Source organism: Streptomyces sp. NPDC034111 (assembly GCF_055575375.1).
The window spans coordinates 53,976-77,835 of the sequence record NZ_JBVIST010000024.1 but is presented as its reverse complement, the minus strand read 5'-3'; the positions used below and the strand labels follow the sequence as shown (position 1 = coordinate 77,835).

General features: G+C 71.1%; 17 protein-coding genes. 4 read left to right on the top strand and 13 right to left on the bottom strand.

All coding sequences use genetic code 11. The features are described from left to right. The first annotated feature begins 125 nt into the window (after positions 1 to 125). Complete coding sequence (locus ACZ55A_RS33775) at positions 126 to 1,802, top strand: purine-cytosine permease family protein (protein WP_468848412.1); 1,677 nt, start codon at positions 126 to 128, stop codon at positions 1,800 to 1,802. Here ACZ55A_RS33775 and ACZ55A_RS33770 read toward each other — a convergent pair. From ACZ55A_RS33770 to ACZ55A_RS33735, 8 genes are all read right to left on the bottom strand, one after another. Beyond that, entirely contained in the window at positions 1,771 to 2,370 is a 600-nt protein-coding gene (locus ACZ55A_RS33770; protein ID WP_468848409.1) for a TetR/AcrR family transcriptional regulator, read from the bottom strand. The two genes, ACZ55A_RS33775 and ACZ55A_RS33770, sit on opposite strands and share 32 nt — an antisense overlap. 83 nt (positions 2,371 to 2,453) lie before the next feature. Continuing rightward, positions 2,454 to 3,425 (bottom strand): DUF2382 domain-containing protein, encoded by a 972-nt coding sequence (locus ACZ55A_RS33765; protein WP_468848407.1) that lies wholly within the window; start codon positions 3,423 to 3,425, stop codon positions 2,454 to 2,456. A 177-nt stretch (positions 3,426 to 3,602) separates the two neighbouring features. Further along, positions 3,603 to 5,195, bottom strand: coding sequence for a phosphoglycerate dehydrogenase (gene serA / locus ACZ55A_RS33760; protein ID WP_468848405.1), 1,593 nt, complete (start codon positions 5,193 to 5,195; stop codon positions 3,603 to 3,605). Positions 5,196 to 5,466: 271 nt separating this feature from the next. Continuing rightward, a complete protein-coding gene (gene ilvC, locus ACZ55A_RS33755; RefSeq protein ID WP_468848403.1) occupies positions 5,467 to 6,465 on the bottom strand; it encodes a ketol-acid reductoisomerase in 999 nt (332 codons plus the stop codon). A gap of 101 nt (positions 6,466 to 6,566) precedes the next feature. Continuing rightward, positions 6,567 to 7,091 carry an acetolactate synthase small subunit gene (gene ilvN / locus ACZ55A_RS33750; protein WP_208680856.1) on the bottom strand — a complete coding sequence of 175 codons (525 nt, stop codon included), beginning with the start codon at positions 7,089 to 7,091 and terminating at the stop codon, positions 6,567 to 6,569. A gap of 40 nt (positions 7,092 to 7,131) precedes the next feature. After that, positions 7,132 to 8,991, bottom strand: coding sequence for an acetolactate synthase large subunit (locus tag ACZ55A_RS33745; RefSeq protein WP_468848399.1), 1,860 nt, complete (start codon positions 8,989 to 8,991; stop codon positions 7,132 to 7,134). A 209-nt stretch (positions 8,992 to 9,200) separates the two neighbouring features. After that, the gene (locus ACZ55A_RS33740; protein WP_468848396.1) at positions 9,201 to 12,116 is read right to left on the bottom strand and encodes a putative bifunctional diguanylate cyclase/phosphodiesterase; all 2,916 of its coding nucleotides are present in this window, start codon (positions 12,114 to 12,116) and stop codon (positions 9,201 to 9,203) included. Between the two features lie 306 nt (positions 12,117 to 12,422). Further along, positions 12,423 to 13,385: a 2-hydroxyacid dehydrogenase gene (locus ACZ55A_RS33735; RefSeq protein ID WP_468848393.1), complete on the bottom strand. Its 963-nt coding sequence runs from the start codon at positions 13,383 to 13,385 to the stop codon at positions 12,423 to 12,425. 88 nt (positions 13,386 to 13,473) lie between these two features. On the opposite strand from ACZ55A_RS33735, the gene ACZ55A_RS33730 reads away from it, so the two are divergent. The 3 genes from ACZ55A_RS33730 (at position 13,474) to ACZ55A_RS33720 (ending at position 16,119) form a co-directional block, all read left to right on the top strand. After that, positions 13,474 to 14,502, top strand: a complete 1,029-nt coding sequence (locus ACZ55A_RS33730) for an aldo/keto reductase (protein ID WP_468848391.1) — start codon at positions 13,474 to 13,476, stop codon at positions 14,500 to 14,502. 114 nt (positions 14,503 to 14,616) lie between these two features. Next, positions 14,617 to 15,804 (top strand): PQQ-dependent sugar dehydrogenase, encoded by a 1,188-nt coding sequence (locus tag ACZ55A_RS33725; protein ID WP_468848388.1) that lies wholly within the window; start codon positions 14,617 to 14,619, stop codon positions 15,802 to 15,804. Between the two features lie 126 nt (positions 15,805 to 15,930). Then, positions 15,931 to 16,119 carry a DUF6191 domain-containing protein gene (locus ACZ55A_RS33720; protein WP_468848385.1) on the top strand — a complete coding sequence of 63 codons (189 nt, stop codon included), beginning with the start codon at positions 15,931 to 15,933 and terminating at the stop codon, positions 16,117 to 16,119. Positions 16,120 to 16,207: 88 nt separating this feature from the next. On the opposite strand, the gene ACZ55A_RS33715 is transcribed toward ACZ55A_RS33720, so the two are convergent. From ACZ55A_RS33715 to ACZ55A_RS33695, 5 genes are all read right to left on the bottom strand, one after another. Beyond that, on the bottom strand, positions 16,208 to 16,687 hold the full coding sequence (locus tag ACZ55A_RS33715; protein ID WP_468848383.1) for a hypothetical protein: 480 nt from the start codon (positions 16,685 to 16,687) through the stop codon (positions 16,208 to 16,210). Between the two features lie 125 nt (positions 16,688 to 16,812). After that, positions 16,813 to 19,902 (bottom strand): helix-turn-helix transcriptional regulator, encoded by a 3,090-nt coding sequence (locus ACZ55A_RS33710; RefSeq protein WP_468848491.1) that lies wholly within the window; start codon positions 19,900 to 19,902, stop codon positions 16,813 to 16,815. Positions 19,903 to 20,035: 133 nt separating this feature from the next. Further along, entirely contained in the window at positions 20,036 to 20,227 is a 192-nt protein-coding gene (locus tag ACZ55A_RS33705) for a hypothetical protein (protein WP_468848381.1), read from the bottom strand. A gap of 166 nt (positions 20,228 to 20,393) precedes the next feature. Continuing rightward, positions 20,394 to 20,996, bottom strand: a complete 603-nt coding sequence (locus ACZ55A_RS33700; protein WP_468848378.1) for a hypothetical protein — start codon at positions 20,994 to 20,996, stop codon at positions 20,394 to 20,396. Positions 20,997 to 21,190: 194 nt separating this feature from the next. Continuing rightward, a complete protein-coding gene (locus ACZ55A_RS33695; RefSeq protein ID WP_468848375.1) occupies positions 21,191 to 23,464 on the bottom strand; it encodes an MMPL family transporter in 2,274 nt (757 codons plus the stop codon). Positions 23,465 to 23,860: the final 396 nt, after the last annotated feature.

Genomic DNA, 23,860 nt, shown 5'->3' with positions numbered 1-23,860 from the left:
GCGGCCCCGGCTTCGGAAACACCCGGTTCACCCGGGAAGCAGCCCCCGGAAACACGCGCTTTCTAACGTCCGGCCGTGACGCGCGCACCACGTCGCAGTTCTCACGGCACCCCAGGAGGCGTGGCATGACCCAGGCTGATGCGAAACCGGCCGTCGCGGAGGAGCCCGCGGGCGGGCAGGCGGCGGGCGAGACGCTGGAGGACTACACCCTCCGGTTCGCGCCGCGCAGTTACCGCCGGTGGACGCCGATGGTGGTGGCGACCACCGCGCTGGGCGGCATCGCCTATATGGCCGACTTCTCGATCGGCGCCGGCATCGGGCTCACCCACGGCACCGGGAACGCGCTGGCCGCGATCCTCGTCGCGGCCGTGGTCATCTTCGTCACCGGCTTCCCGCTCGCCTATTACGGGGCGCGCTACAACATCGATCTGGACCTGATCACCCGCGGCTCCGGCTTCGGGTACTACGGCTCGGTGCTCACCAGCGTCATCTTCGCCAGCTTCACCTTCATCTTCTTCGCGCTGGAGGGCTCGATCATGGCGCAGGGGCTGAAGCTGGGCCTCGGACTGCCGCTGTGGCTGGGCTATCTGGTCTCCACGTTCATGGTGATCCCGCTGGTCGTCTACGGGATGAAGGCGCTCAGCAAGCTCCAGGTCTGGACGACCCCGCTCTGGCTGCTGCTGATGGTGGGGCCGCTGGTCTATCTGGTGGCCACCGACCCGGGCACGGTGCACCGTTTCGTGTCGTATGCGGGCACCGGCGGCCACGGCGGCGTCAACACCGCCTCGGTGCTGCTGGGCGCGGGCGTCTGTCTGTCGCTGATCGCGCAGATCGGTGAGCAGATCGACTATCTGCGCTTCATGCCGCCCAAGACGGCGGCGAACAGGCGGCGTTGGTGGACGGCCGTGGTGATGGCCGGGCCGGGCTGGGTGGTGCTGGGCGCGCTGAAGCAGGCGATCGGCCTCTTCCTGGCCGTCTATATCCTCGCGAAGGTGGGGCCGGCCGCGGCCACCGAGCCGATCCAGCAGTTCACCGGCGCGTTCGCCGCGATGATGCCGTCGTGGCTGGTGGTCCCGCTGGCGGTGGTGCTCGTCGTGATCAGCCAGATCAAGATCAATGTCACCAACGCCTACTCCGGCTCGCTGGCGTGGACGAACTCCTTCACCCGGATCACCAAGCGCTACCCGGGCCGGATGGTGTTCGTGCTGGCCAACCTGGCGTTCGCGCTGGTGCTGATGGAGGCCGACATGTTCAGCTTCCTCAACGGCATCCTGGGCTTCTACTCCAACTGCGCCATCGCCTGGGTCGTCACCGTCGCCACCGACATCCTCGTCAACAAGTACCTGCTGAAGCTGTCCCCGCACGCCCCCGAGTTCCGCCGGGGCATGCTGTATGCGGTCAACCCGGTGGGCGTGGTGGCCTTCGTCGCCGCCTCCGGACTGTCGATCGCGATGTACTTCCACGCCCTGGGCGACACCCTCCAGCCGTACTCACCGGTCGCCGCGGCGGTGATCGCCGGGGTCCTCACACCGCTGATGGCGGTGGTCACCAAGGGCCGTTACTACCTGCGACGGACCGACGACGGGATCGCGGAGCCGCTGCTGGACGCGGACGGCAACCCCAGCGCGACCACCGCCACCTGCCATGTCTGCCGGCAGGACTTCGAGCGGCCGGACCTGACGGCCTGCCTCACCCATGACGCGGTGGTCTGCTCGCTGTGTCTGAGCACCGACCGGGTCGGCGACCATGTGCTGCCCGCGGCGCGGCCGGTCACTCCCGGTCCAGCACCGAGCCCCCGGTGACCCGGCGCAGCGCGTCCGCCAGATCGGCCCCGGACGGCATCGCGTCCGGGCTGATCAGCGACTGCACCATCAGTCCGGTCAGCAGCGCCTGGTAGAAGGAGCCGACGACCCGGGCCGCCTCCGGGCCGACCTCGGTGTCCGGCACCCCCTCGAAGAGGGCCACCAGCCCCTCGCCGCCCTCCGGCAGCACCTCACCGATCGCCTCGCGCAGCCCCGCATCGCGCGGCAGCAGCCCCAGCACCTCGACCTGCGCGGCGATGAACTCCCGTTCCGTGGCGATCCGTTGCAGGACGGTGTCCCAGACCGCGGCGAACCGCTCCAGCGGCTCGGCGTCCGTCGCCCGCGCGGCGCCCCCGGCGCCCGGCGCCTCCGCCATGCTCGCGCCCCACTCCTCGCTGGACGCGATGACGGCCTGGCGCATCAGGGCGTCCTTGGAGCCGTAGTGGTATCCGATGGAGGCGAGGTTGGCACCGGAGGCGGCGACGATGTCGCGGGCGGTGGTGCGCGCATACCCCTTCTCCAGCAGGCAGCGCTTGGCGCCTTCCAGCAGATCTTCACGGTGTCCCATGGGAGCAGCCTAGCGCCAACGCATACGCTCGTACCAGACAGATGTCTTACACGTACGTATAGGAGCCGGGGCGGGTGCCCGGCTCACCGCGACCTGCCCTCCTCGGGCCCACGGTCCTTGCCCGGCCCCCTGCCGTCGTCGATCTCCACCTCTTCCCGGTGGATCTCGGCCGTGACCTCCCGCTGCTCGGTCACCCGCTCGGTCTCCAGCCACACCCGCTCGACCGGCACCCTCTTCTTGCTGACCGTCGGCTGCTCCTCGTGGAGTACGACCTCGGCAGCGCCCTCGCCGGTGTGCGGGGCGATCCGGCCCGTCCGGCGCTCCTCCTCGGTGATCTTCTCGCGGACCACCCGTACTTCCTCATGGGTGACCGGCACGGTGCGGTGCACCTCCTCGGTGACCACATGCTTGGTCAGCCGGGCCCGGCCGCTCACCCGCTCCTCGGTGCCGATCTCGATCTGCTCCTCGCAGAGCACGATCTCCGACTCCCGCTCCGCACCGCGCCGGGCGTCCGGCTCCTCGCGGCCGCGCGAGGCGGTGCCCGACCCGGCCATCGGCCGGTCGAACAGCTTGTTGCGCTCGCCGCCGGCCGGAGTGCGATGCGTGGTGTCCGTCATCACCTGGGTCCTGGCGTCGGCGCGCGGGGTGCCGGCCGTGCGTGTGGGGGCCTGGGCGACGCTCTCCTGCTCACCGGGGTCCATGGCCCCGCCGGGGTCCGGCGGGTCGGCAGCGCCCGGCCGGTTCAGCCCGTAGTGGCGGTAGAGCTCGGCCTCCTCGGAGGGGTCGAGATGACCGTCGGCGTCGATCCGCGGCGCGTCCTTGATCGTGTCCTTGGCATGCGGAACGTGCAGCTCATTGCCGGTGCGACGGGCTCCGGCAAGCGGGATGAAGGTCTCCTTCAGCCCGAACAGGCCGGTACGCACGGTGATCCACTCGGGGTCGTTGGTGGCATCGTCCCGGTAGACCTGCTGCACCGTGCCCACCTTCGCGCCGTCCACATCGACCACGTGCAGGCCGGTCAGACTCTGCGGGGTGTCCCCCAGAGGTGCATTCATGGGGTCTCCTCCTTCCACCCGCGCGCGGCGGGGGCACGCACGGTTCCCCGTGCACAGTTCCCATTGCGCGTCGCCGGGCGGGGGCACGCAAACGCGGACGCGAACGGGCCCGGACTCCGCCGAAGCGGGGCCCGGGCCCGTTGGCCTGCGCTGTGCCGGCCCGCGAGGGCCGGACGGTCAGTCGCCGAGGTTCACCGCACGCACCGAGGTCGCACCGATCTCCTCGGCAATCTCGCTGAGCACCTGCGGCGGGATGGTGTCGTCGACGGTCAGCGCCACCAGTGCCTCGCCACCGACGTCGGCACGGGACACCTGCATCCCGCCGATGTTGATGCCCGCCTCGCCCAGGATCCGGCCGACGGTGCCGACGACGCCGGGGCGGTCGGTGTAGCGCATGAACGCCATGTGGTCCGCGAGCGAGAGGTCGATGGAGTGCTCACCGACCGCCACGATCTTCTGGACGTTCTTGTGGCCGGCGAGCGTGCCGGAGATCGACACCTCCTCGCCGCCCGCGAGGGTGCCGCGCACCGTCACCACATTGCGGTGCTCGGGCGACTCGCTGCTGGTCGTCAGCCGCACCTCCACACCGCGCTCCTGCGCGAACAGCGGGGCGTTGACGTACGACACCGTCTCGTCGACGACGTCCTCGAACACACCCTTGAGCGCGGAGAGTTCCAGCACCTTGACGTCGTGCTGGGTGATCTCGCCGTACACCTCGACGTCGAGGCGCATCGCGACCTCGCCGGCCAGGGCGGTGAAGATCCGGCCCAGCCGCTCGGCCAGCGGCAGCCCCGGCTTGACGTCCTCGGCGATCACGCCGCCCTGGACGTTGACCGCGTCCGGCACCAGCTCGCCGGCGAGCGCCAGGCGCACCGACTTGGCGACCGCGATACCGGCCTTCTCCTGCGCCTCGCCCGTCGACGCACCCAGGTGCGGGGTGGCGACGACCTGGTCGAACTCGAAGAGCGGGGAGTCCGTGCACGGCTCGACGGCGTAGACGTCCAGGCCCGCGCCGGCCACCCGGCCCTCCTTCAGCGCGGTGGCCAGCGCCGCCTCGTCGACGATCCCGCCACGCGCGGCGTTCACGATCCGTACCGAAGGCTTGACCTTGTGCAGCGCCTCGTCTCCGATGAGACCGACGGTCTCGGGCGTCTTGGGGAGGTGGACGGTGATGAAGTCGGCGACCTCCAGCAGCTCGTCCAGGGTCAGCAGCTTGACGCCCATCTGCGCGGCACGGGCCGGCTGGACGTACGGGTCGTAGGCGACGACCTTCATGCCGAAGGCCGACATCCGCTGGGCGACCAGGACGCCGATCCGGCCGAGGCCGACCACACCGAGGGTCTTCTCGCTGAGCTCGACACCGGTGTACTTGCTGCGCTTCCACTCGCCGTTCTTCAGGGCGGTGTTGGCCTGGGGGATGTTGCGGGCCGTGGCGACCAGCAGACCGCAGGCCAGCTCGGCAGCGGTGACGATGTTGGAGGTCGGGGCGTTGACGACCATCACGCCGGCCTTGGTGGCGGCGGAGACGTCGACATTGTCCAGGCCCACGCCCGCGCGGGCGACGACCTTCAGCTTCTTGGCGGCGGAGATCGCCTCGGCGTCCACCTTCGTCGCGCTGCGCACGAGGATGGCGTCGACATCGACGATCGCGGGCAGCAGCTCGGCGCGGTCCGCGCCGTTGCAGTGCCGGATCTCGAAGTCCGGGCCCAGGGCGTCGACGGTCGCGGGCGACAGCTCTTCGGCGATCAGTACGACAGGTTTCGAGCTCACGTGGTCTTCAGTCCTCACTAGTCCTTCGCGGACGGCCGTCCCGACGGCCGAAGGCGGTGAAGGGGGAAAGCCGCGTGGAAGACGCACGACGTTGTGAGCCTGACGCGCTTGTGATTGGCAAGTGTAGTGGCGGTGGGGGACGCGGCCTGTGCCGATGCGGAAGGATCACCCGTGCGTGGTTCTACGCGGCGGACAAGGCGCCCGGGCGGCGCTGGGCCGGGCACATGGACGAGGGGGCCGCGAGTTGCTTCGCGACCCCCTGTCCTCGGGCTTACGCCTCGTCGTCCACCCAGCTCATCAGCTTCCGCAGCTGCTTGCCGGTGGTCTCCAGCAGGTGGTTCTCGTCGGTCTTCTTGTACTCGTTGTACTTCGGCAGACCGGCGTTGTACTCCGCGATCCAGTTGTTGGCGAAGGTGCCGTCCTGGATCTCGGCGAGGACCTTCTTCATCTCCGCCTTGGTCTGGTCGGTGATGATGCGGGGACCGGTGACGTAGTCGCCCCACTCGGCGGTCTCGGAGACCGACCAGCGCATCTTCTCCAGGCCGCCCTCGTACATCAGGTCCACGATCAGCTTCAGCTCGTGGAGGCACTCGAAGTACGCGATCTCCGGCTGGTAGCCCGCCTCGACCAGGGTCTCGAAGCCGGCCTTGACCAGCGCCGAGGCACCGCCGCAGAGCACCGCCTGCTCACCGAACAGGTCGGTCTCGGTCTCCTCGGTGAAGGTGGTCTTGATGACGCCGGCGCGGGTGCCGCCGATGCCCTTGGCGTACGAGAGCGCCAGCGCGAAGGCGTTGCCGGACGCGTCCTGCTCGACGGCCGCGATGCACGGCACGCCGCGGCCCTCCTCGTACTGGCGGCGCACGAGGTGGCCCGGGCCCTTGGGGGCGACCATGCAGACGTCCACACCGGCCGGGGCCTTGATGAAGCCGAACCGGATGTTGAAGCCGTGACCGAAGAACAGCGCGTCGCCGTCCTTCAGGTTGTCCTTGATGGACTCCTCGTAGACCTTGGCCTGGATCGGGTCCGGCACCAGGATCATGATGACGTCGGCCTCGGCCGCGGCCTCGGCGGGGGTCACCACACGCAGGCCCTGCTCCTCGGCCTTCGCCTTGGACTTGGAGCCCTCGTGCAGACCGACGCGCACGTCGACGCCCGAGTCGCGCAGGGACAGCGCGTGGGCGTGGCCCTGGCTGCCGTAGCCGATCACCGCGACCTTGCGGTTCTGGATGAGGGACAGATCGGCGTCGTCGTCGTAGAACAGCTCGGCCACTTCGGGTATCTCCTTGGATCTAGCGGGGTGCCCACACAGTACGTCGGGCGGGGTGAGGAAGGTCGGTGGGTCTCGCGATGCGGTCGGACGGACCGCGGGCGTCAGGCCGAACGGTCCAGTGCGCGCAGCGAGCGGTCCGTGATGGAACGGGCCCCACGGCCTATGGCGATGGTGCCGGACTGCACCAGTTCCTTGATGCCGTACGGCTCCAGCATCTTGAGCATCGCCTCCAGCTTCTCGCTGGACCCGGTGGCCTCGATCGTGACCGCCTCCGGGGAGACGTCCACGGTCTTGGCGCGGAAGAGCTGGACGATCTCCACGATCTGCGAGCGGGTCTCGTTGTCCGCGCGGACCTTGACCAGGACCAGCTCGCGCTGGATCGCGGAGCCCGGCTCCAGCTCGACGATCTTCAGGACGTTGACGAGCTTGTTGAGCTGCTTGGTGACCTGCTCCAGCGGCAGCGACTCGACGCTGACCACGATGGTGATGCGGGAGATGTCGGGGTGCTCGGTGACCCCGACCGCGAGCGAGTCGATGTTGAAGCCGCGGCGGGAGAACAGCGCGGCGATCCGGGCGAGGATGCCGGGGGTGTTCTCCACCAGGACGGAGAGCGTGTGCTTGGACATGGTCTTCTCTCTTCTTCCGTGCGTCCGTGTCGTCCTGGGCTCAGTCGTCTTCGTTGTCGCCGAAGTCGGGACGCACGCCCCGGGCGGCCATGACCTCGTCGTTGGAGGTGCCGGCGGCGACCATAGGCCACACCTGGGCGTCCTCGTGGACGATGAAGTCGATCACGACCGGGCGGTCGTTGATGGCATTGGCCTTGGCGATGACCGCGTCGAGTTCGGCCGGGTCCTCACAGCGCATCGCGACGCAGCCCATGGCCTCGGACAGCTTCACGAAGTCCGGGATACGGGTGCCCGCGGACGGCTGCTTGCCGTCGGCCTCGGGACCGCTGTGCAGCACGGTGTTGGAGTAGCGCTGGTTGTAGAAGAGGGTCTGCCACTGGCGGACCATGCCCAGCGCCCCGTTGTTGATGATCGCGACCTTGATCGGGATGTTGTTGAGCGCGCAGGTGACCAGCTCCTGGTTGGTCATCTGGAAGCAGCCGTCGCCGTCGATCGCCCAGACCGTACGGCCCGGCTCTCCGGCCTTGGCGCCCATGGCGGCCGGGACCGCGTAGCCCATCGTTCCGGCGCCGCCGGAGTTCAGCCAGGTGGCGGGCTGCTCGTAGTCGATGAAGTGGGCGGCCCACATCTGGTGCTGGCCGACGCCCGCGGCGTAGATCGTGTCGGCCGGGGCGAGCTTGCCGATCCGCTCGATGACCTGCTGCGGGGAGAGGCTGCCGTCGTCCGGCAGGTCGTAGCCCAGCGGGTAGGTGTCGCGCCAGCGGTTGAGGTCCTTCCACCAGGCGCTGTAGTCGCCCCGGTGGCCGGCGTCGTACTCGGCCTGGACGGCCACGATCAGATCGGCGATGACCTCACGGGCGTCACCGACGATCGGCACGTCCGCGGCGCGGTTCTTGCCGATCTCCGCCGGGTCGATGTCCGCGTGGACGACCTTGGCGTACGGCGCGAAGGAGTCCAGCTTGCCGGTGACCCGGTCGTCGAAGCGGGCGCCGAGGGTGATCAGCAGGTCCGACTTCTGGAGGGCGGTGACGGCGGTGACCGAGCCGTGCATACCGGGCATGCCGACGTGCTGGGGGTGGCTGTCGGGGAAGGCGCCCAGCGCCATCAGGGTGGTGGTGACCGGCGCGCCGGTCAGCTCGGCGAGCACCTTGAGCTCGGCGGTGGCACCGGCCTTGAGCACCCCGCCGCCGACGTAGAGGACCGGGCGCTTGGACTCGACGATCAGCCGGGCGGCCTCGCGGATCTGCTTGGCGTGCGGCTTGGTCACCGGGCGGTAGCCGGGCAGCTCGGTGTGCGGCGGCCAGCTGAAGGTGGTCTGCGCCTGGAGGGCGTCCTTGGCGATGTCGACCAGGACCGGGCCGGGGCGGCCGGTGGCGGCGATGTGGAACGCCTCGGCGATCGTCCGGGGGATCTCGGCGGGGTCGGTGACCAGGAAGTTGTGCTTGGTGATCGGCATCGTGATGCCGCAGATGTCCGCCTCCTGGAAGGCGTCGGTGCCGATCGCCTTGGACGCGACCTGACCGGTGATCGCGACCAGCGGGACGGAGTCCATGTGCGCGTCGGCGATGGGGGTGACGAGGTTGGTGGCGCCCGGCCCTGAGGTCGCCATGCACACGCCGACCTTCCCGGTGGCCTGGGCGTATCCCGTGGCGGCGTGTCCGGCGCCCTGCTCGTGGCGCACCAGGATGTGCCGGACCTTCGAGGAGTCCATCATCGGGTCGTACGCAGGCAGGATCGCACCGCCGGGGATGCCGAACACGGTGTCGGCCCCGACCTCCTCCAGCGAACGGATGAGGGACTGCGCGCCCGTGACGTGCTCAACGGCGGCGGGCTGCTGCGGTCCGCCGGCGGTACGGGCCCGCGGCTGCGGATGGTGGGCCCCGGAGGCCTGCTCGGTCATCTGCGTCTCTTCTCGAAGCTGAGGGTTTTGGCGGGATTTGTGAGGTTGCTGTGCAACAAAAAACCCCTCGTGCCAGGTGGCAAGCGAGGGGAGCGCGTCGGTGCGGTCAGCTGGGTTTCTTCAGGGGCCCAGCTTCAGCCGACGCGCTTTCCAAGTACGAGAATTCGGGTGCGCATGGCACTGACCCTCCCCCCGCCGTGCACCGAGTGTCAAGTGGGTGGGACAGAGGTCTCACTATTTGAGCGCAATGGCGGATGCACGAGCGAATCCGGACCGGCCAGACCGCCGTGCCGAAGGGGCAGCCCACGGCCGCTGAGCACCACCGCCCGGCCCTGTCCTGCCAGGTCGGGCACCGGGTAGCCGGTGTGCGTCAGGGCCCGGCGCAGCCGGTGCTCGTCGAGCGGGCCGGAGAACGCCATGCCCATGCCGTGGGTGCAGCCCATGGAGCGCAGCGCGAGGACCTGCTCGGGCAGATCGATGCCGTCCGCGACCGACTGCATCCCCAGGTCACCGGCGATCCGCAGCAGCCCGGCGGTGATCTTGTGCAGCCGGGCCGACTCCACCACACCGTCCACCAGCCCGCGGTCCAGCCGCAGCACATCGATGGGCAGCCGGCGCAGCGCGCTGATCGCGGCGTACCCGCTGCCGAAGCCGTCCAGGGCGATCCGTACGCCGAGCCGGCGCAGCGCGGCCAGCCGGCGCTCCAGGTCGTCCAGCGGGAGCCGGGGATCGCTTTCGGACAATTCCAGGACGAGCGACCGGGAGGGGAGACCGTGCCGGGTGAGCAGCGACTCGACGCCCTTGGGGGACAGTGCGCGGTCCAGCAGCCGCCGGGCGGAGAGCCGGACGGCGACCGGGACCTGATGCCCGGCGCGGTGCCGCACGGCGGCCTGCTCGACGGCCTCCTCCAGCTGCCAGCGGTCCAGCTCGGCGGCGCGGTCGCCGTCGTCGGTGAACCGGCCGCGGTCCCCCACCCTCAGGAACTCGGCGGGGGTGAAGAGGATGCCCTCGGCGGAGCGCCAGCGGGCCTGCGCCGCGACCGCGGTGACCCGCCCGGTGGCCAGCTCGACCACCGGCTGGTGCAGCAGCGCGAATTCGCCGTCGCTCAGCGCCGTACGCAGCTTGCTGACCAGTTCGGCGCGGTGTGCCACCTCGTCCTGCATCTGCGGGGCGTACAGCTCCACCCGGCCCTTTCCGGCCTGCTTGGCGCGGTACATCGCCAGGTCGGCATTGCGCAGCAGACCGGCGGGGGTGACACCGGGCTCGGCGAACGCGACGCCGATGCTGGCCGCCACCCGGACCTCCCGACCGTCGATCCGGTACGGCTCGGAGAGCTTGATACGCAGCCGGTCGGCGATCTCGTGGATACGGAACTCGCAGGCCGCCCGGTCGCGGGTCCCGTCACCGGTGATCAGCGCGGCGAACTCGTCGCCGCCCAGCCGCGCCGCTATGTCCCCCGAGCGCACCGACTCCCCGAGCCGACGGGCGGCCTGCACCAGCAGTTCGTCGCCCGCCTGATGGCCGATGGTGTCGTTGACCTGCTTGAAGCCGTCGAGGTCGATGTAGAGCACGGCGGTGTCCAGGTCGCTGGCCCGGCGGCCGGTGACGGCCTGGGTGACCCGTTCGGTGAACAGCGCACGGTTGGGCAGGTCGGTGAGGGCGTCGTGTGACGCGTTGTGCTGGAGCTGGGCCTGTAGCCGGACCCGTTCGGTGACATCGCGGCAGTTGAAGATCAGGCCGCCGTGGTGGCGGTTGACCGTGGACTCCACGTTCAGCCAGCCGTCGCCGCCGGGGCGCTGCTCGCCGGCCCGGAAGCGGCATTCGATGCGGGTGGTCGGTTCGTCCTCGGGTGCGGCGGCGAGGAACCGGCGGACCTCGTGGACGACCCGCCCCAGGTCCTCGGGGTGGATCAGCGAGGACAGCTCGGAGCCGACCAGTTCCTCGGCGTCCCGCCCGTAGACACCGGCGGCGGCCGGGCTGACGTAGCGCAGCACACCGGAGGGGGCGGCGATCATGATCACGTCGCTGGAGCCCTGCACCAGGGAGCGGAAGTGGTTCTCCTTCTGCGCCAGCTCCTGGGTGAGGGTGATGTTGTCGAGCAGCATGATGCCCTGGCGGACGACCAGCGCGAGGACGACCGTGCAGCCGGTGAAGAGCACCACCCGGTCGATCCGCCGCCCGTCGAGGACGTTGGTGAGGATGCCCAGCGTGCACACCGCGGCGGCGAGGTACGGGGTGAGCGCGGCGATCGAGCCGGCGATGGGGCGGCTGCCGTGCGGCTGCGGGCGCCGGGCGGCCGGCTCGGCCTCCTCCGGCTCCTCCTCGCCGGCGCGGCGGGCGACCCAGGGTGCGTACGCGAGCAGCATCGAGCCGGCGAACCATCCGGCGTCCAGGATCTGGCCTGAGCGGTAGTGCTCACGCAGCAGCGGCGAGCTGAACAGGGCGTCGCACAGCACCGTCAACGCCAGTGCCGCGACGGCGGTGTTGATGGCGGAGCGGTGCACCGAGGAGCGCCGGAAGTGCAGCGCGAGCACCATGCTGACCAGCACGATGTCCAGCAGCGGATAGGCCAGCGACAGCGCGCTCTGGGCCACACTGCGGCCCTGGAAGTGGGCGGTGTGGGCGAGCGCGAGGCTCCACGAGAGGGTGAGCAGCGATCCGGCGATCAGCCAGGAGTCCAGTCCCAGACAGACCCAACCGGCCCTGGTCACCGGGCGCTTGGCGAGCACCAGCAGGCCCACGATGGCCGGCGGTGCGAACAGCAGGAAGCAGAAGTCGGCCGGCGAGGGAGTGGGAACGGGCGTCCGCTGGATGACCTCGTACCAGCCCCAGACACCGTTGCCGAGGCCGGCCATCCCCGAGGAGACGGCGAACAGCAGCCAGGCCGGACGGAACCGGCTGCGGTGCCTGCGCGCGTACAGACCGCAGGAGACGGCCGCCACCAGGGCCGCGAAGCTGAGGCCGAAGTCCCCCATGAACATGGCGACTTCGCGGGATCCCCAGCCGAAGGCGGCGCCCACGGCATAGCCGCCGCACAGCACGGCCAGGCCGATCTGCGGCGCCGCGCTCGGCGGACCGCCGGGGGGCGTCGGCGGCCTGGAGAGCATCGCCCCGGGGGCGCTCACCGCACTCTCCCGGTGTCCGGTACGGGCTGCCGGCGCGAGCGGTGCACCCGGGACCCTCGCCGCCTTCCCGCGGGTGCTCGTGGATCGCGCATCTCGCGGATCATCCATCGGCCGTACATCGCCCGTCGCCCCCCTCGCGTTCCGGATCCTTCACAGCGTGCCGTTTTCGTCCGGCGCTGTCCCCGCTCGGGACGATACACCAGTTCCGTCACTCAGGGACATAGGGGCTCTACAGAGCGTAATTGACACTCGGATTTGAACACCCTTCGCAGTCGTACGGCCTCGTAGCGCTACCCGCAACCGCTTTCAAGAGGCCGTGGCGATCACGTTCCGCAGGGGTTCGCCGGCCGCGAAAAGCGTCAGCTGGTCCCTCAGCAGCCGCTTCGCACGGGGCAGGAAGGCAGAGCTGGGGCCACCGACGTGTGGAGTGATGAGCACGCCCGGAGCGTGCCACAGCGGATGTCCCGCGGGCAGCGGTTCCGGATCAGTGACGTCGAGCGCCGCGCGCAGCCGCCCGGACTCCAGTTCGCCGAGCAGCGCCTTGGTGTCGACGATCCCGCCGCGGGCGACGTTCACCAGCAGTGCGCCGTCCTTCATCCGCGCCAGAAAACCGCTTCCGACCAGGCCACGGGTCTCCTCGGTGAGCGGAGTGGCGAGCACCACGACGTCCGCTTGAGGCAAGAGGGCGGACAGGTCGGAGAGTGGATGCACAGGACCGCGCACAGTGTCACGCGCGGTGCGAGCGACGCGCACCACCCGCGCACATTCAAAGGGCGTGAGCCGGTCTTCGATGGCACTGCCGATCGAACCATAGCCCACAATGAGGACCGACTTGTCGGCGAGAGCCGGGCGGAACTCAGGCCGCCACTCCCCCGCGTCCTGGGCCCGTACGAACCCGGGAACATCGCGCAGCGCCGCCAGGATCAGGGTGAGCGCGAGCTCCGCGGTGCTGGCGTCGTGCAGACCGCGGGCGTTGCACAGTTGGGCACCGGACGGCATCTGCGCCAGGCCCGGCAGCATGTGCTCGATACCGGCGGTGAGGGTCTGCACCACCCGTACCCGGCTCATCCGGGACAGCGGGCGCAGGCTCGCCTCGGCGCCCTTCATGTAGGGCACCGCGTAGAAGACGCACCGGGCCGGGTCCGCGGGGTACGCGGGGCCGGCGTCCCAGTGGACGTAGTTCAGGCCGCCAGGGAGACCCTCGATCTCGTCGGGCGGCAGCGGGAGCCATACATCGTTCGCATCGGTGCGCTGGTCTGCGGTTGCCATGCTCCGAGGCTATGCGAAGAGATGTTCTGCTCAGACGTTAGTTTGGTCTGGCCCTTGACCGGGGGCGAGGGGACGGAGGCACAGCCAGGTGGAGCGCAGGACAATCGGTGCGGCGGCCCTCGAAGTGGGCGCCATCGGGCTCGGCTGTATGCCGATGAGCTGGGGGTACACCGAGTCGCAGCGCAGCGGGGAGGGGTCGCTGCGGGCCGTGCACACCGCGCTGGACCGGGGCTGCACCCTGCTGGACACCGCCGACATGTACGGACCGTTCACCAACGAGCTGCTGGTGGGACGGGTGCTGAAAGAGCGTCGGGCGGAGGCGTTCGTCTCGACCAAGTGCGGGCTGCTGGTGGGCGAGCAGCACATCGTCGCCAACGGGCGGCCCGGTTACGTCAAGCGCGCCTGCGACGCCTCACTGCGCCGGCTGCAGACCGACCGGATCGACCTCTACCAACTGCACCGCGCCGACCCCGAGGTGCCCATCGAGGAGACCTGGGGGGCCATGGCGGAGCTGGTGGCCGCCGGGAAGGTGCGGTCGCTGGGGCTGTGCGCGGTGGGCGCACGGGCGGTACGGCAGGCCCGTGCGACCCGTACGGTGCGCGGTGCCGGAGTGCGTCCGCGCTCCCGGATGCATGACCTCACCCTGGCCCAACTGGAGCGGATCCAGCAGGTGTTCCCCGTCAGCAGTGTGCAGGCCGAGCTGTCGGTGTGGTCGCCGCAGGCGCTGGCGGAGCTGCTGCCGTGGTGCGAGTCGCGGGGCGTCGGCTTCCTGGCGGCGATGCCGCTGGGCAACGGCTATCTGACCGGCACCCTCACCCCGGGGCAGGGGTTCGAGCCGGAGGACATACGGGCCCGCCATCCGCGCTTCACCGCCGAGATGATGGCCGCGAACCAGCCGGTGGTGGCCGGGCTGCGGCGGGTCGGCGCCCGGTACGGGGCGACACCGGGGCAGGTGGCCCTGGCCTGGGTGCTCGCGCAGGGCCGGCATGTCGTCCCCGTGCCCGGTACGAAGAAGGAACGCTGGGCGGCGCAGAACGCCAAGGCGGCCGAGCTGCGGCTCACCCACGAGGACCTGGCGGAGATCGCCGCGCTGCCGCCGGCACGGCAGTCCTGGTAGCCGCCGTACGCCGCGGCGGCGGCCGTCGTGGCACGGGTACGGCCGGGCCGTCTGCGTCCGGCCGTCCCGATGTGGTGTTCTTGTGCCCGCCCTGCCGACGAGAGGACCCCTGCCGTGCAACGCCGTTCCCAGACCGCCGTGTTGGCCGCCGCTTCGCTGCTCCTGGCAGCGGGGTGCTCGTCCGGCGGTGTGCAGCCCAAGGGCGGCGGGAGCTCCGCCGCCCCGGCCAAGAGCCCCGGCGCCTCGGCCGGGGCGGGCTCGCCGGGCGCCACGCCGTCCTCCACCGCGCCGCCCGCCAAGGGCTCGGTGAAGGTGGCCGCCACACTGTCCACCGGCCTGAAGTCCCCCTGGGGCGTGGCGGTGCTGCCGGGCGGGGATCTGCTGGTCGGCTCCCGTGACACCGGGAAGATCGTCCGGATCGCGGCGCACGGCGGGAAGACCACCGAGCTGGGCTCGGTGCCGGGCGTCGACCCGGGCGGCGAGGGCGGGCTGCTCGGCATCGCGGTGTCCTCGCAGTTCGGCACGGACCACCAGGTGTACGCGTACTTCACCACCGCGTCCGACAACCGCATCGCCCGCATGATCTACGACGAGAAGCGCCCCCCGGGCGACCAGCTCGGCGCGCCCGACACGATCCTGCGCGGCATCCCCAAGGGCCAGATCCACAACGGCGGCCGGATCGCCTTCGGTCCGGACAAGATGCTCTACGCGGGCACCGGTGAGACCGGCGACACCGGGCTGGCGCAGGACAAGTCCTCCCTGGGCGGCAAGATCCTTCGGATGACACCGGACGGCGAGCCCGCACACGGCAATCCCGAGGCGGACTCCGTGGTCTACACGTACGGCCACCGCAATGTGCAGGGGCTGGCCTGGGACAGCGACCACCGGCTGTGGGCCTCGGAGTTCGGGCAGGACACCTGGGACGAGCTCAATCTGATCGAGCCGGGCAAGAACTACGGCTGGCCGGAGGCGGAGGGCAAGTCCAAGGGCGGGCAGGCCGGCTCCGGGTTCACCGACCCGGTCGAGGTGTGGCGGACCAAGGACGCCTCGCCCAGCGGCATCGCCTACGCCAAGGGCTCGATCTGGATGGCCTCACTGCGCGGCGAACGGCTGTGGCGGATCGCGTTGAACGGGACGAAGCCGGTGGCGGCACCGCAGGCCTTCCTGAAGGGCACCTACGGGCGGCTGCGCACCGTCGTGGCCACCGGCGACGGCGGGTTGTGGCTGGTCACCAGCAACACCGACGGACGGGGCGAACCACACAAGGGCGATGACCGGATCCTCCGCCTCCAGGTGACCTGATCCCACTGCTCCCGTTTTCCCCGTGAAAATTCTGCCCCCCGCTCCGCCCTCGCTGCCTACACTCGGATGCGGGGGCGGGTGCACGTACACCGAAGCGGGCGTGACACCGAAGAGGGGCAGGGCTGCGTGTTCAACGTCGTGGAAGAACTGTTCGCGCCGGGCCGTAAGCACACCGACGAGGAGCGGCAGAAGATGTCACTCGTCGTCGACGATGTGGGCGACGGCGATCCCGGGGAGGGGCCGATAGATCTCTCCTCGGGGGTCGTCGTCATGCGGAAGGGGCGCGGCGGGGGCGCCGTTCCGGACGCGTCCTGAGGCTGACGTGACCTGAGCCTGACGCGTCCTGAGGCCGGCGTTACCTGAGCCTGACGCGTCCTGAGGCCGGCGTGACCTGAGGCGCGTCTCAGCGATACGGGTGGCTCGCCGCGGCCCCGATCCGGGCGGCCGCGATCTCCCGGCTGCGCGCCGCGGTGACGGCACCGACCACCGGCATGGCGGCCAGCGCCAGGAGAATCGGCCCGTATCCGCCGGCGCTCGACACCGCCATCACGACCACCTCGGCGAAGGAGAGCGTCCCGCCGAGCACACAACAGATCACCGCCCGCAGCGGTCCGTTGACGACCCACCGCAGCGGGGCACAGGCCAGCACCAGCCCCGTCACCGCGCCGAGCAGGACGCCCACGGCCAGGGAACCCAGCACGGCGATCATCGCCAGGGCCGGGTCCTCGAAGGTGCTGCCGCCCGGGCCGTTGGTGAGCCGCGCCACCTCGACGATCGCCCACAGCACGGCGCAGGCGCCCGCCGGAATTGCCCCGGCCCGCACACCGAACATCAGCCCCCGCCGCACCACGGCGCGCGACTCCCCCATACCGTGCCCGTTCATACCGTCCCGTTCCCGAGCGCGCCGCCGCCTCCCGGCATCCGCGCGGGCAGTATCACAGCAGCTCGGTCCGGTGGCGGCGCCGGGCCGGCCTGGGCTGCCGTACGGGCTGCCGTACGGGCTGCCGGTCAGGATGCGGTGGGTTCGCCGAAGAGGCGCAGCCGGTGGGCCACCGCGCCCGCCTCGCCCCGGCCGGAGACGCCCAGCTTGGCCAGGATGTTGGAGACATGCACGCTGGCCGTCTTCGGGGAGATGAACAGGGCGTCGGCTATCTGGCGGTTGCTGCGGCCGTCGGCGACCAGGCGGAGGACGTCGCGTTCGCGTGGGGTCAGGCCGAGGGCGGCGGCGGGGGCGGGTTCCTCGGCAGTGGCGCGGCCGGCGTCGGCGGAAGGCTCCGCCGACGCGGTCGGTATCAGGCCCGGCAGGGGGATGCGGGCCCGCTGGGCGAGGAGTTCGATCTCCTTGGCGAGCGGGCGGGCGCCCATCGTCAGGGCGGCCGTGTGCGCCTGGTGGAGCAGGAGTACGGCGGCCTCGCGCGGGGTGCGGCCCTGGAGCCCGGCGGTGGCCCGCTCACTGCCGTGCAGCAGCGATTCGGCCCAGCGGTAGCAGGTCCAGGCGAGCTCGTGCGGGCGCTCCAGCGGTTCGAAGGCGGCGACCGCCTCGGCCCAGGCGTCCGGGGTCTCGCGGCCCTCGGCGCGGCGGAGTTCGGCGTCGACGGCGAGGGCGTGCGCCTCCCAGACCGGCAGGAGTTGGGGCAGCTTCTTGGCGGCGTCCCGGATGCGGGCGAGGGCTGCGGCCCGGCCGGGCTCGGCGGCCGGCAACCCACGGGTGTCCGACTCCGAGGCGGCGGCCGACCACAGCAGGGGCCAGGCGTATCGCTGGGTGCCGGGCGGGAATCCGGCGTCCAGGGCCTGTTCGAAGAGGGACCGGGCGTCGAGGACTCGGCCCTGCCGGGCGGCGATCAGCAGGGCGTGCCGCGCCATGGGGATGGTGTGCTGGGGCTGGGGATCATGTGTGCCGTAGTGCTCGCGGGTGAGGGCGAGTTCCCGTTCGGCCTCGGCGAGATCACCGCGGTCCAGCGCGAGGTGGGTGAGGCGGTTTGCGGCCAGCGCGGCGGACCGGGGGGCTTGCGCAAGGCGACGGGCATCGGCAGCGGCTCGGGCCGCCTCCCCCCAGCGACCGAGGGCCTGGAGCGATTCGGCGCGGTTGCCCAGCACCCAGCTGGTCCGGTCCTTGAGGCCGTAGCGGGTGGACAGTTCGATGCCCTCCTCGGTGGCGTCGACCGCCTCGCGGGAACGGCCGACGCTTTCCAAGACGGACGAAAGGTTGACGTGGCCCCGCCCGATGACGCTGAAGTAGCCGCGGTCCACGGCGCGGTCGACGACTTGGCGGAGTTCGGCGAGACCGTCGTCGACCTCTCCGGCCTCGACCCGCAGACTCCCCAGGGTCACCCGGGAGTTGAGCTCCGCCTCCTCGTCGCCCACCAACACGGCCAGTTCCACGGCACGTTCGGCGGTCGCGAAGGTATCGGGGCCGGGTTTGTGGAGCATCGCCCACGTGGCGACGGCCGCCGTGACCGCGGCATGCACGGCGGACGGCGGCAGACCGCGCACCAACTCCTGCGCCCTGCCCAGGTCCTCCCAGCCGTCGCCGCGGCCGGTGCCCTGGCAGAGCCGGGAGCGCTGGACCAGGAACCAGGCCGTGCGGAGGGGGTCGGCCTCCTCGCGCAGGAACCGCAGGGCGCGCTTGGTGATCGTGAAGGCCCGCTCGCCGTCGCCGGACAGCCGGGCGGCCACCGCGATCTCGGCGAGCAGATCGAGGAAGCGCATCGCGTCGTCGTCGCGGCCGGAGGCCGGGTACGCCTCGGCGTAGTCGACCGGGCGCACTCCTTGGCGGACCTCCGGTGGCGCGTCGTCCCACAGCTCCAGGGCGCGGTCCAGCAGCCGCAGTTGCTCGGCGTAGGCGTGGCGGCGGCGGGCCTGGACGGAGGCGGCGAGCACGGCGGGCAACGCCTTGGCGGCGTCATGCGCCTTGTACCAGTAACTGGCCAGCCGGGCGGCGCACACATCGGCGCGCACCAGCGAGGGGTCGGCCTCCAGGGCCTCGGCGTAGCGGCGGTTGAGGCGGGTGCGCTCACCGGGCAGCAGATCGTCGACGACGGCCTCGCGGACCAGGGCGTGCCGGAAGCGGTAGCCCGTGCCGTCCTGGGTGGGCACGAGGGTGTTGCTGCCGACGGCGGCCCGCAGCGCCGCGATGAGGTCGTCCTCGGGCATCCGGCAGACGGCGGAGAGGAGTTCGTGTTCGACGGTCGAGCCGCCCTCGGAGGCCGTACGCACCACCTGCTGGGCGTCCTCGGGCAGCGCCTCGACGCGCACCAGCAGCAGATCGCGCAGCGGGTCGCTGAGGCCGTGCAGACAGCCCTCGACCAGGCTGCGGGCCAGCTCCTCGACGAAGAAGGCGTTGCCCTCGGAGCGCTTGAAGACCCGGTCGACGGTGTCCTCCTCGGGCGCGCTGCCGTGGATCCCGGCCAGCTGGGAGCGGACCTCGTCCCGGTTGAAGCGGGCCAGTTCGATGCGCCGGACCGTGCGCATCCGGTCGATCTCGGCGAGGAAGGGGCGCAGCGGGTGGCGGCGGTGGATGTCGTCGGAGCGGTACGTCGCCACCAGTAGGACAGGGGCGTCGTGCAGGGCCTTGAGCAGGTAGGCGAGGAGTTCGCGGGTCGAGCGGTCGGCCCAGTGCAGGTCCTCGATGACGATGACGAGCGTACGGCCGGCGGCCAGGCGCTCCAGGAGTCGGGCGGTCAGCTCGAAGAGGCGGGCGCGGCCGATCTCCTCGTCGTGCACCTCGCCGGGCGTCTCCCCCAATTCGGGCAGGATGCGGGAGAGTTCGCCCTCCTGGCCGGCGACGGCGGCGGCGAGCTCGTCGCGCAGATGCCAGTTGAGGGTGTGCAGGATCGAGGAGAACGGCGCGAAGGGCAGACCCTCCGAGCCGATCTCGATGCAGCCGCCCAGTGCGACCAGCGCGCCCCGGTCCCGCGCCGCCTCGCCGAACTCGTCGATGAGACGGGTCTTGCCGACCCCGGCCTCGCCGCCGATCAGCAGGGACTGGGGCTCACCGGTCGCCATGACACGGGCGAGCGCCTCGCCCAGCGCGGCGAGTTCGGCCGTGCGGCCGACGAACACGGGACTGACGGACCTGGTCTCCACGCTGCCGAGCATCGCACAGGGGTCTGACAATCCGGCAGTGGGTTTCACCGACCGGGGCGGGGCCGGACGGCGGGACGGGCCGGACGGCGGTACCGGCCGGGCGGCAGCACGGTGTGCGGCGGTACCGGCCGGGCTGCGGTACCGGTCAGGCGGCGGCACGGCGTGTCCGCCACCGCCGGGCCCGCCCCCAACTCACCCGCCCTTCGGGATCGTTCTCCCCGGAGCGGGCAGCGGCCGCGTGCCGGGCGCCGACCGCCTCGCGCACCAGGCGCTGCCGGTCGGCCTCGCGCCGCAGCTCTTCGTAACGGACCCGGATCTCCAGCTCGGAGTGGTACATGGTGGTTCTCCCCCAATGACGTGGGCTTGCCCAATGACGTGGGCTTGTTGACGTGCTCAAGCCTCGTCGCCAAGGGGGGTCTGCCACATCGGGAGAGTTCCCGATCTTTGCGTACGGGCGGTGCTTAGAAACCCGCCCGTACGCACCTCATGCCCCGCCGCGTGCCTTAGGCACCGGGCCCGGGGCCCTTAGGAATGCTGGGCATGCTCGCGAACAGGTCGAGGTACATACCCGCGGAGATCAGGATCCCCAGCACGGCGAGTGCCAGCCCGCCCCAGGCCACGGCCCGCACCCAGGGCGTACGCGGCCGGGTCAGCACGACCGCGGCGATGATCCCGGCCAGCAGCGCGAACACGCCGTTGACCAGGGCCGTGGTGTGCCAGGGGGTGCCGTACATGGCGGCGATCTGGTCGGTGGCCTGCCGCGACTGGAGCTTGATCTGGCCCAGCAGCTGCTGCCGCTCGGCCATCAGCGTGCCGAGCCAGGTGCCGGTGACGGACGCGAGGCCGAGCCCCGCGGCGACGACGGCACCGGCGCCGGCGGCGATACCGGTGGGCCGGGCGGCGGCGTCGTCCTTGTCCAGGCCCTCGGCGCCCGCGGTGTCATCGGATGCCTCGGCACCGGCGGCGTCGGGGTCACGATCCTCGCCGGACCCGGCGGCGACGGCCTCGTCCGCGGCCCCCGCACTCGTCTCTTCCTCCGCGGCGGCGGCCTGCGCCGGCACGGTCTCGTCGTCGGTTCGCTTCTCGGTCGTCCTGGTCGTTCCCATGGGCGCGACCGTAGGTGCCGGTTCTGAGAGCAAGATGAGAACCGCCGCAGCGGGCCCCGGACGGCCCCTTAGGCCAGACCCACCCCAGGCGCCCTCTAACAAACACACCCAAAGCGCCCAAAAAACGTCAAACACCCCCATACACCCCGCCGTACGCCCGACGGGAGCGATCGGCCCGACAGGACCGATCCGCCCTACACACCCACCAGCGGCCGGTCGTCGTCCCGTGGCCCGGGCGGGGCCGGCGTGGCGGACGGCTCCGGCGGCGGTTCGATGCTGATCCGCGGCAGCCACCGGCCGAGCCAGGACGGCAGCCACCAGTTGGCGCCGCCCAGCATGTGCATCAGGGCCGGGACCAGCAGCGTCCGCAGGACGAAGGCGTCCAGCGCGACCGCGGAGGCCAGCCCGATGCCGAACATCGCGATGGTCCGGTCGCCGCTGAGGATGAAGGCCGCAAACACGGCGATCATGATGACCGCCGCCGAGTTGATCACCCGGCTGGTCTCGGCCAGGCCGACCCGTACCGACCGGCGGTTGTCGCCGGTCAGCTGCCACTCCTCGTACATCCGCGAGACCAGGAACACCTGGTAGTCCATGGACAGCCCGAAGAGCACCGACACCATGATCACCGGCAGGAACGGTTCGATCGGACCGGCGCTGCCCAGCCCCAGCAGCTCGCTCCCCCACCCCCACTGGAAGACCGCGACGACGATCCCGAAGGACGAGGCAACCGCCGCGACATTCATCAGCGCGGCCTTGAGAGGTATGCCGACACTGCGGAAGGCGAGCAGCAGCAGTACCGAACCGAGCGCGACGACGACGCCGATGAAGAGCGGCAGCTTACCGACGATGACGGCGGCGAAGTCGTCATAACTGGCCGTGACCCCGCCGACCCGCACCTGCATCGTGGTGCCGCGCTCGGCCGCCGGCAGCACATCCGTACGCAGCCGGTCCACCAGACCGGAGGTCTGCCGGGACTGCGGCGCGCTGTCCGGCACCACGGTGATCACACCCGTACTGCGACTGCCGTCGAACTGGGGGCCGCTGACCTGGGCGACGCCGGGCACCTCCCGCAGCCGGTGCGGCAGCTTGTCGAAGGCGATCCGGTCCTTGGGCCCGTCCAGCGTCCCGACGAGGGTCAGCGGCCCGTTGAAGCCGGGCCCGAAGCCGCTGCCGTGCCCGGCGCCGGCCCCGGTCCGTTCCCCCGCCAGCAGGTCGTACGCCTTGCGGGTCGTCGAGGTGGCCGGGTTGTTGCCCTGGTCGGAGGTGCCCAGATGGAGCCCGAAGGTGGGCAGGGCGAGGGTGAGCATGACGGCGGCGGCGATCATCCCCAGCAGCTTGGGGTGCCGCTCGACGAACCCGGACCAGCGGGCGGCGATACCGGTGGGCCGCTCCGGCCGCGGCCCGTCCTCGGCCAGCCGCCGCCGCTCCCGCCGGCTCAGCGCCCGCATCCCGATCAGCCCGAGCAGCGCCGGCAGCAGGGTCACGGACGCGGCCACGGTCAGTACGACGGTGAGCGAGGCGGCCAGCGCGACACCGTTCAGGAACCCCAGCCGCAGAATCAACATCCCGAGCAGGGCAATACACACCGTCGCCCCGGCGAAGACCACCGCCCGCCCCGATACAGCAACAGCCCGCTCAGCAGCCTCCTGAACGGACAGCCCGCCTCTCAGCCCCTTCCGATGCCGGGTAACGATGAACAACGCATAGTCGATCCCGACCCCGAGCCCTATCAACATGCCCAGCATCGGCGCGAAGTCGGCCACGGTCATGGCATGACTGAGCAGCGTGATCCCGGCCGACGCGGTACCGACCGCGGCCACCGCGGTGACGATCGGCAGAAAGGTCGCGGCCAGCGATCCGAACGCCAGGAACAGCACCACGGCCGCCGCGCCGAGCCCGATGACCTCCGCAAGCTGGGCCCGCGGCGCCTCGGTCAGCGCAACCCCGGCACCCCCCAGCTCCACCTGAAGCCCACCCCCGGCCGCGGCCCGAGCCGTGTCCACGACCTTCCGGACCTGCCCCGCATCCAGCTCATCGGTGGACCGGTCGAAGACCAGCGAGGCATACGCGGTGTGCCCGTCCTTACTGATCTGCCGCCCGCCGTACACATGCCCGTCGTGCCGCGCCCCGCCTCCGCGTTCGCCGTAGGGGCTCCGCACCTCCGAAACACCCGGCAGCTCGGCAACCTTCTCCAGCGTCTGCCGCATCGTCTTGACGACCGCACCCGAACGCACCGTCCCCGCGTCCGTGTGCCACACGATCGTGTCGCTGTCCCCGGCCTGCCCCGGAAAGGCCTTCGCCATCTGCGCCGCGACCCGCCCGGACTCCGTCCCCGGCACCTCGTAGTCATTGGAGTACGCCGAACCGGCCACCCCCGCGGCAGCCGCAACACCCGCAAAAACCGCGAGCCAAAGAACGATCACCACGATGCGGCGCCTAAGACACCACCGAGCCAGAGCGGTCACGGACCTCGACTGCTTCCCGGGTTGTGCGTCGATAACTCCCGGGTACGGGTGGTGCCGAGCGCGGATGTACGGGGACGGGACGGGCCCGCCGCACGCCGGTGGGCTGCGGCGGGCTTCACCTAACAGAGCAGAGTGTCAGCCCGAAAAGATCCTTTGAGTCCTTTGTGGACTTCCCCACAAAAAATCCGGTAACAGGGAACTCGTCCCGGCGACCCGCCGCTCCTGGCTCCCGCGTCTCTGCATGTCTGCGACTCCACCGTTCCGGACTCCCCTCCCGCCGCCGGGCTCCAGACACCACCGGGGGGCGAGCCTTCACCACGCCCGGTGCTGTGCCGGACCTCGCGCATGACCGGACCGCCTGCGACATCCCGACCCGGAAAATTAGCCTTCGGTCTC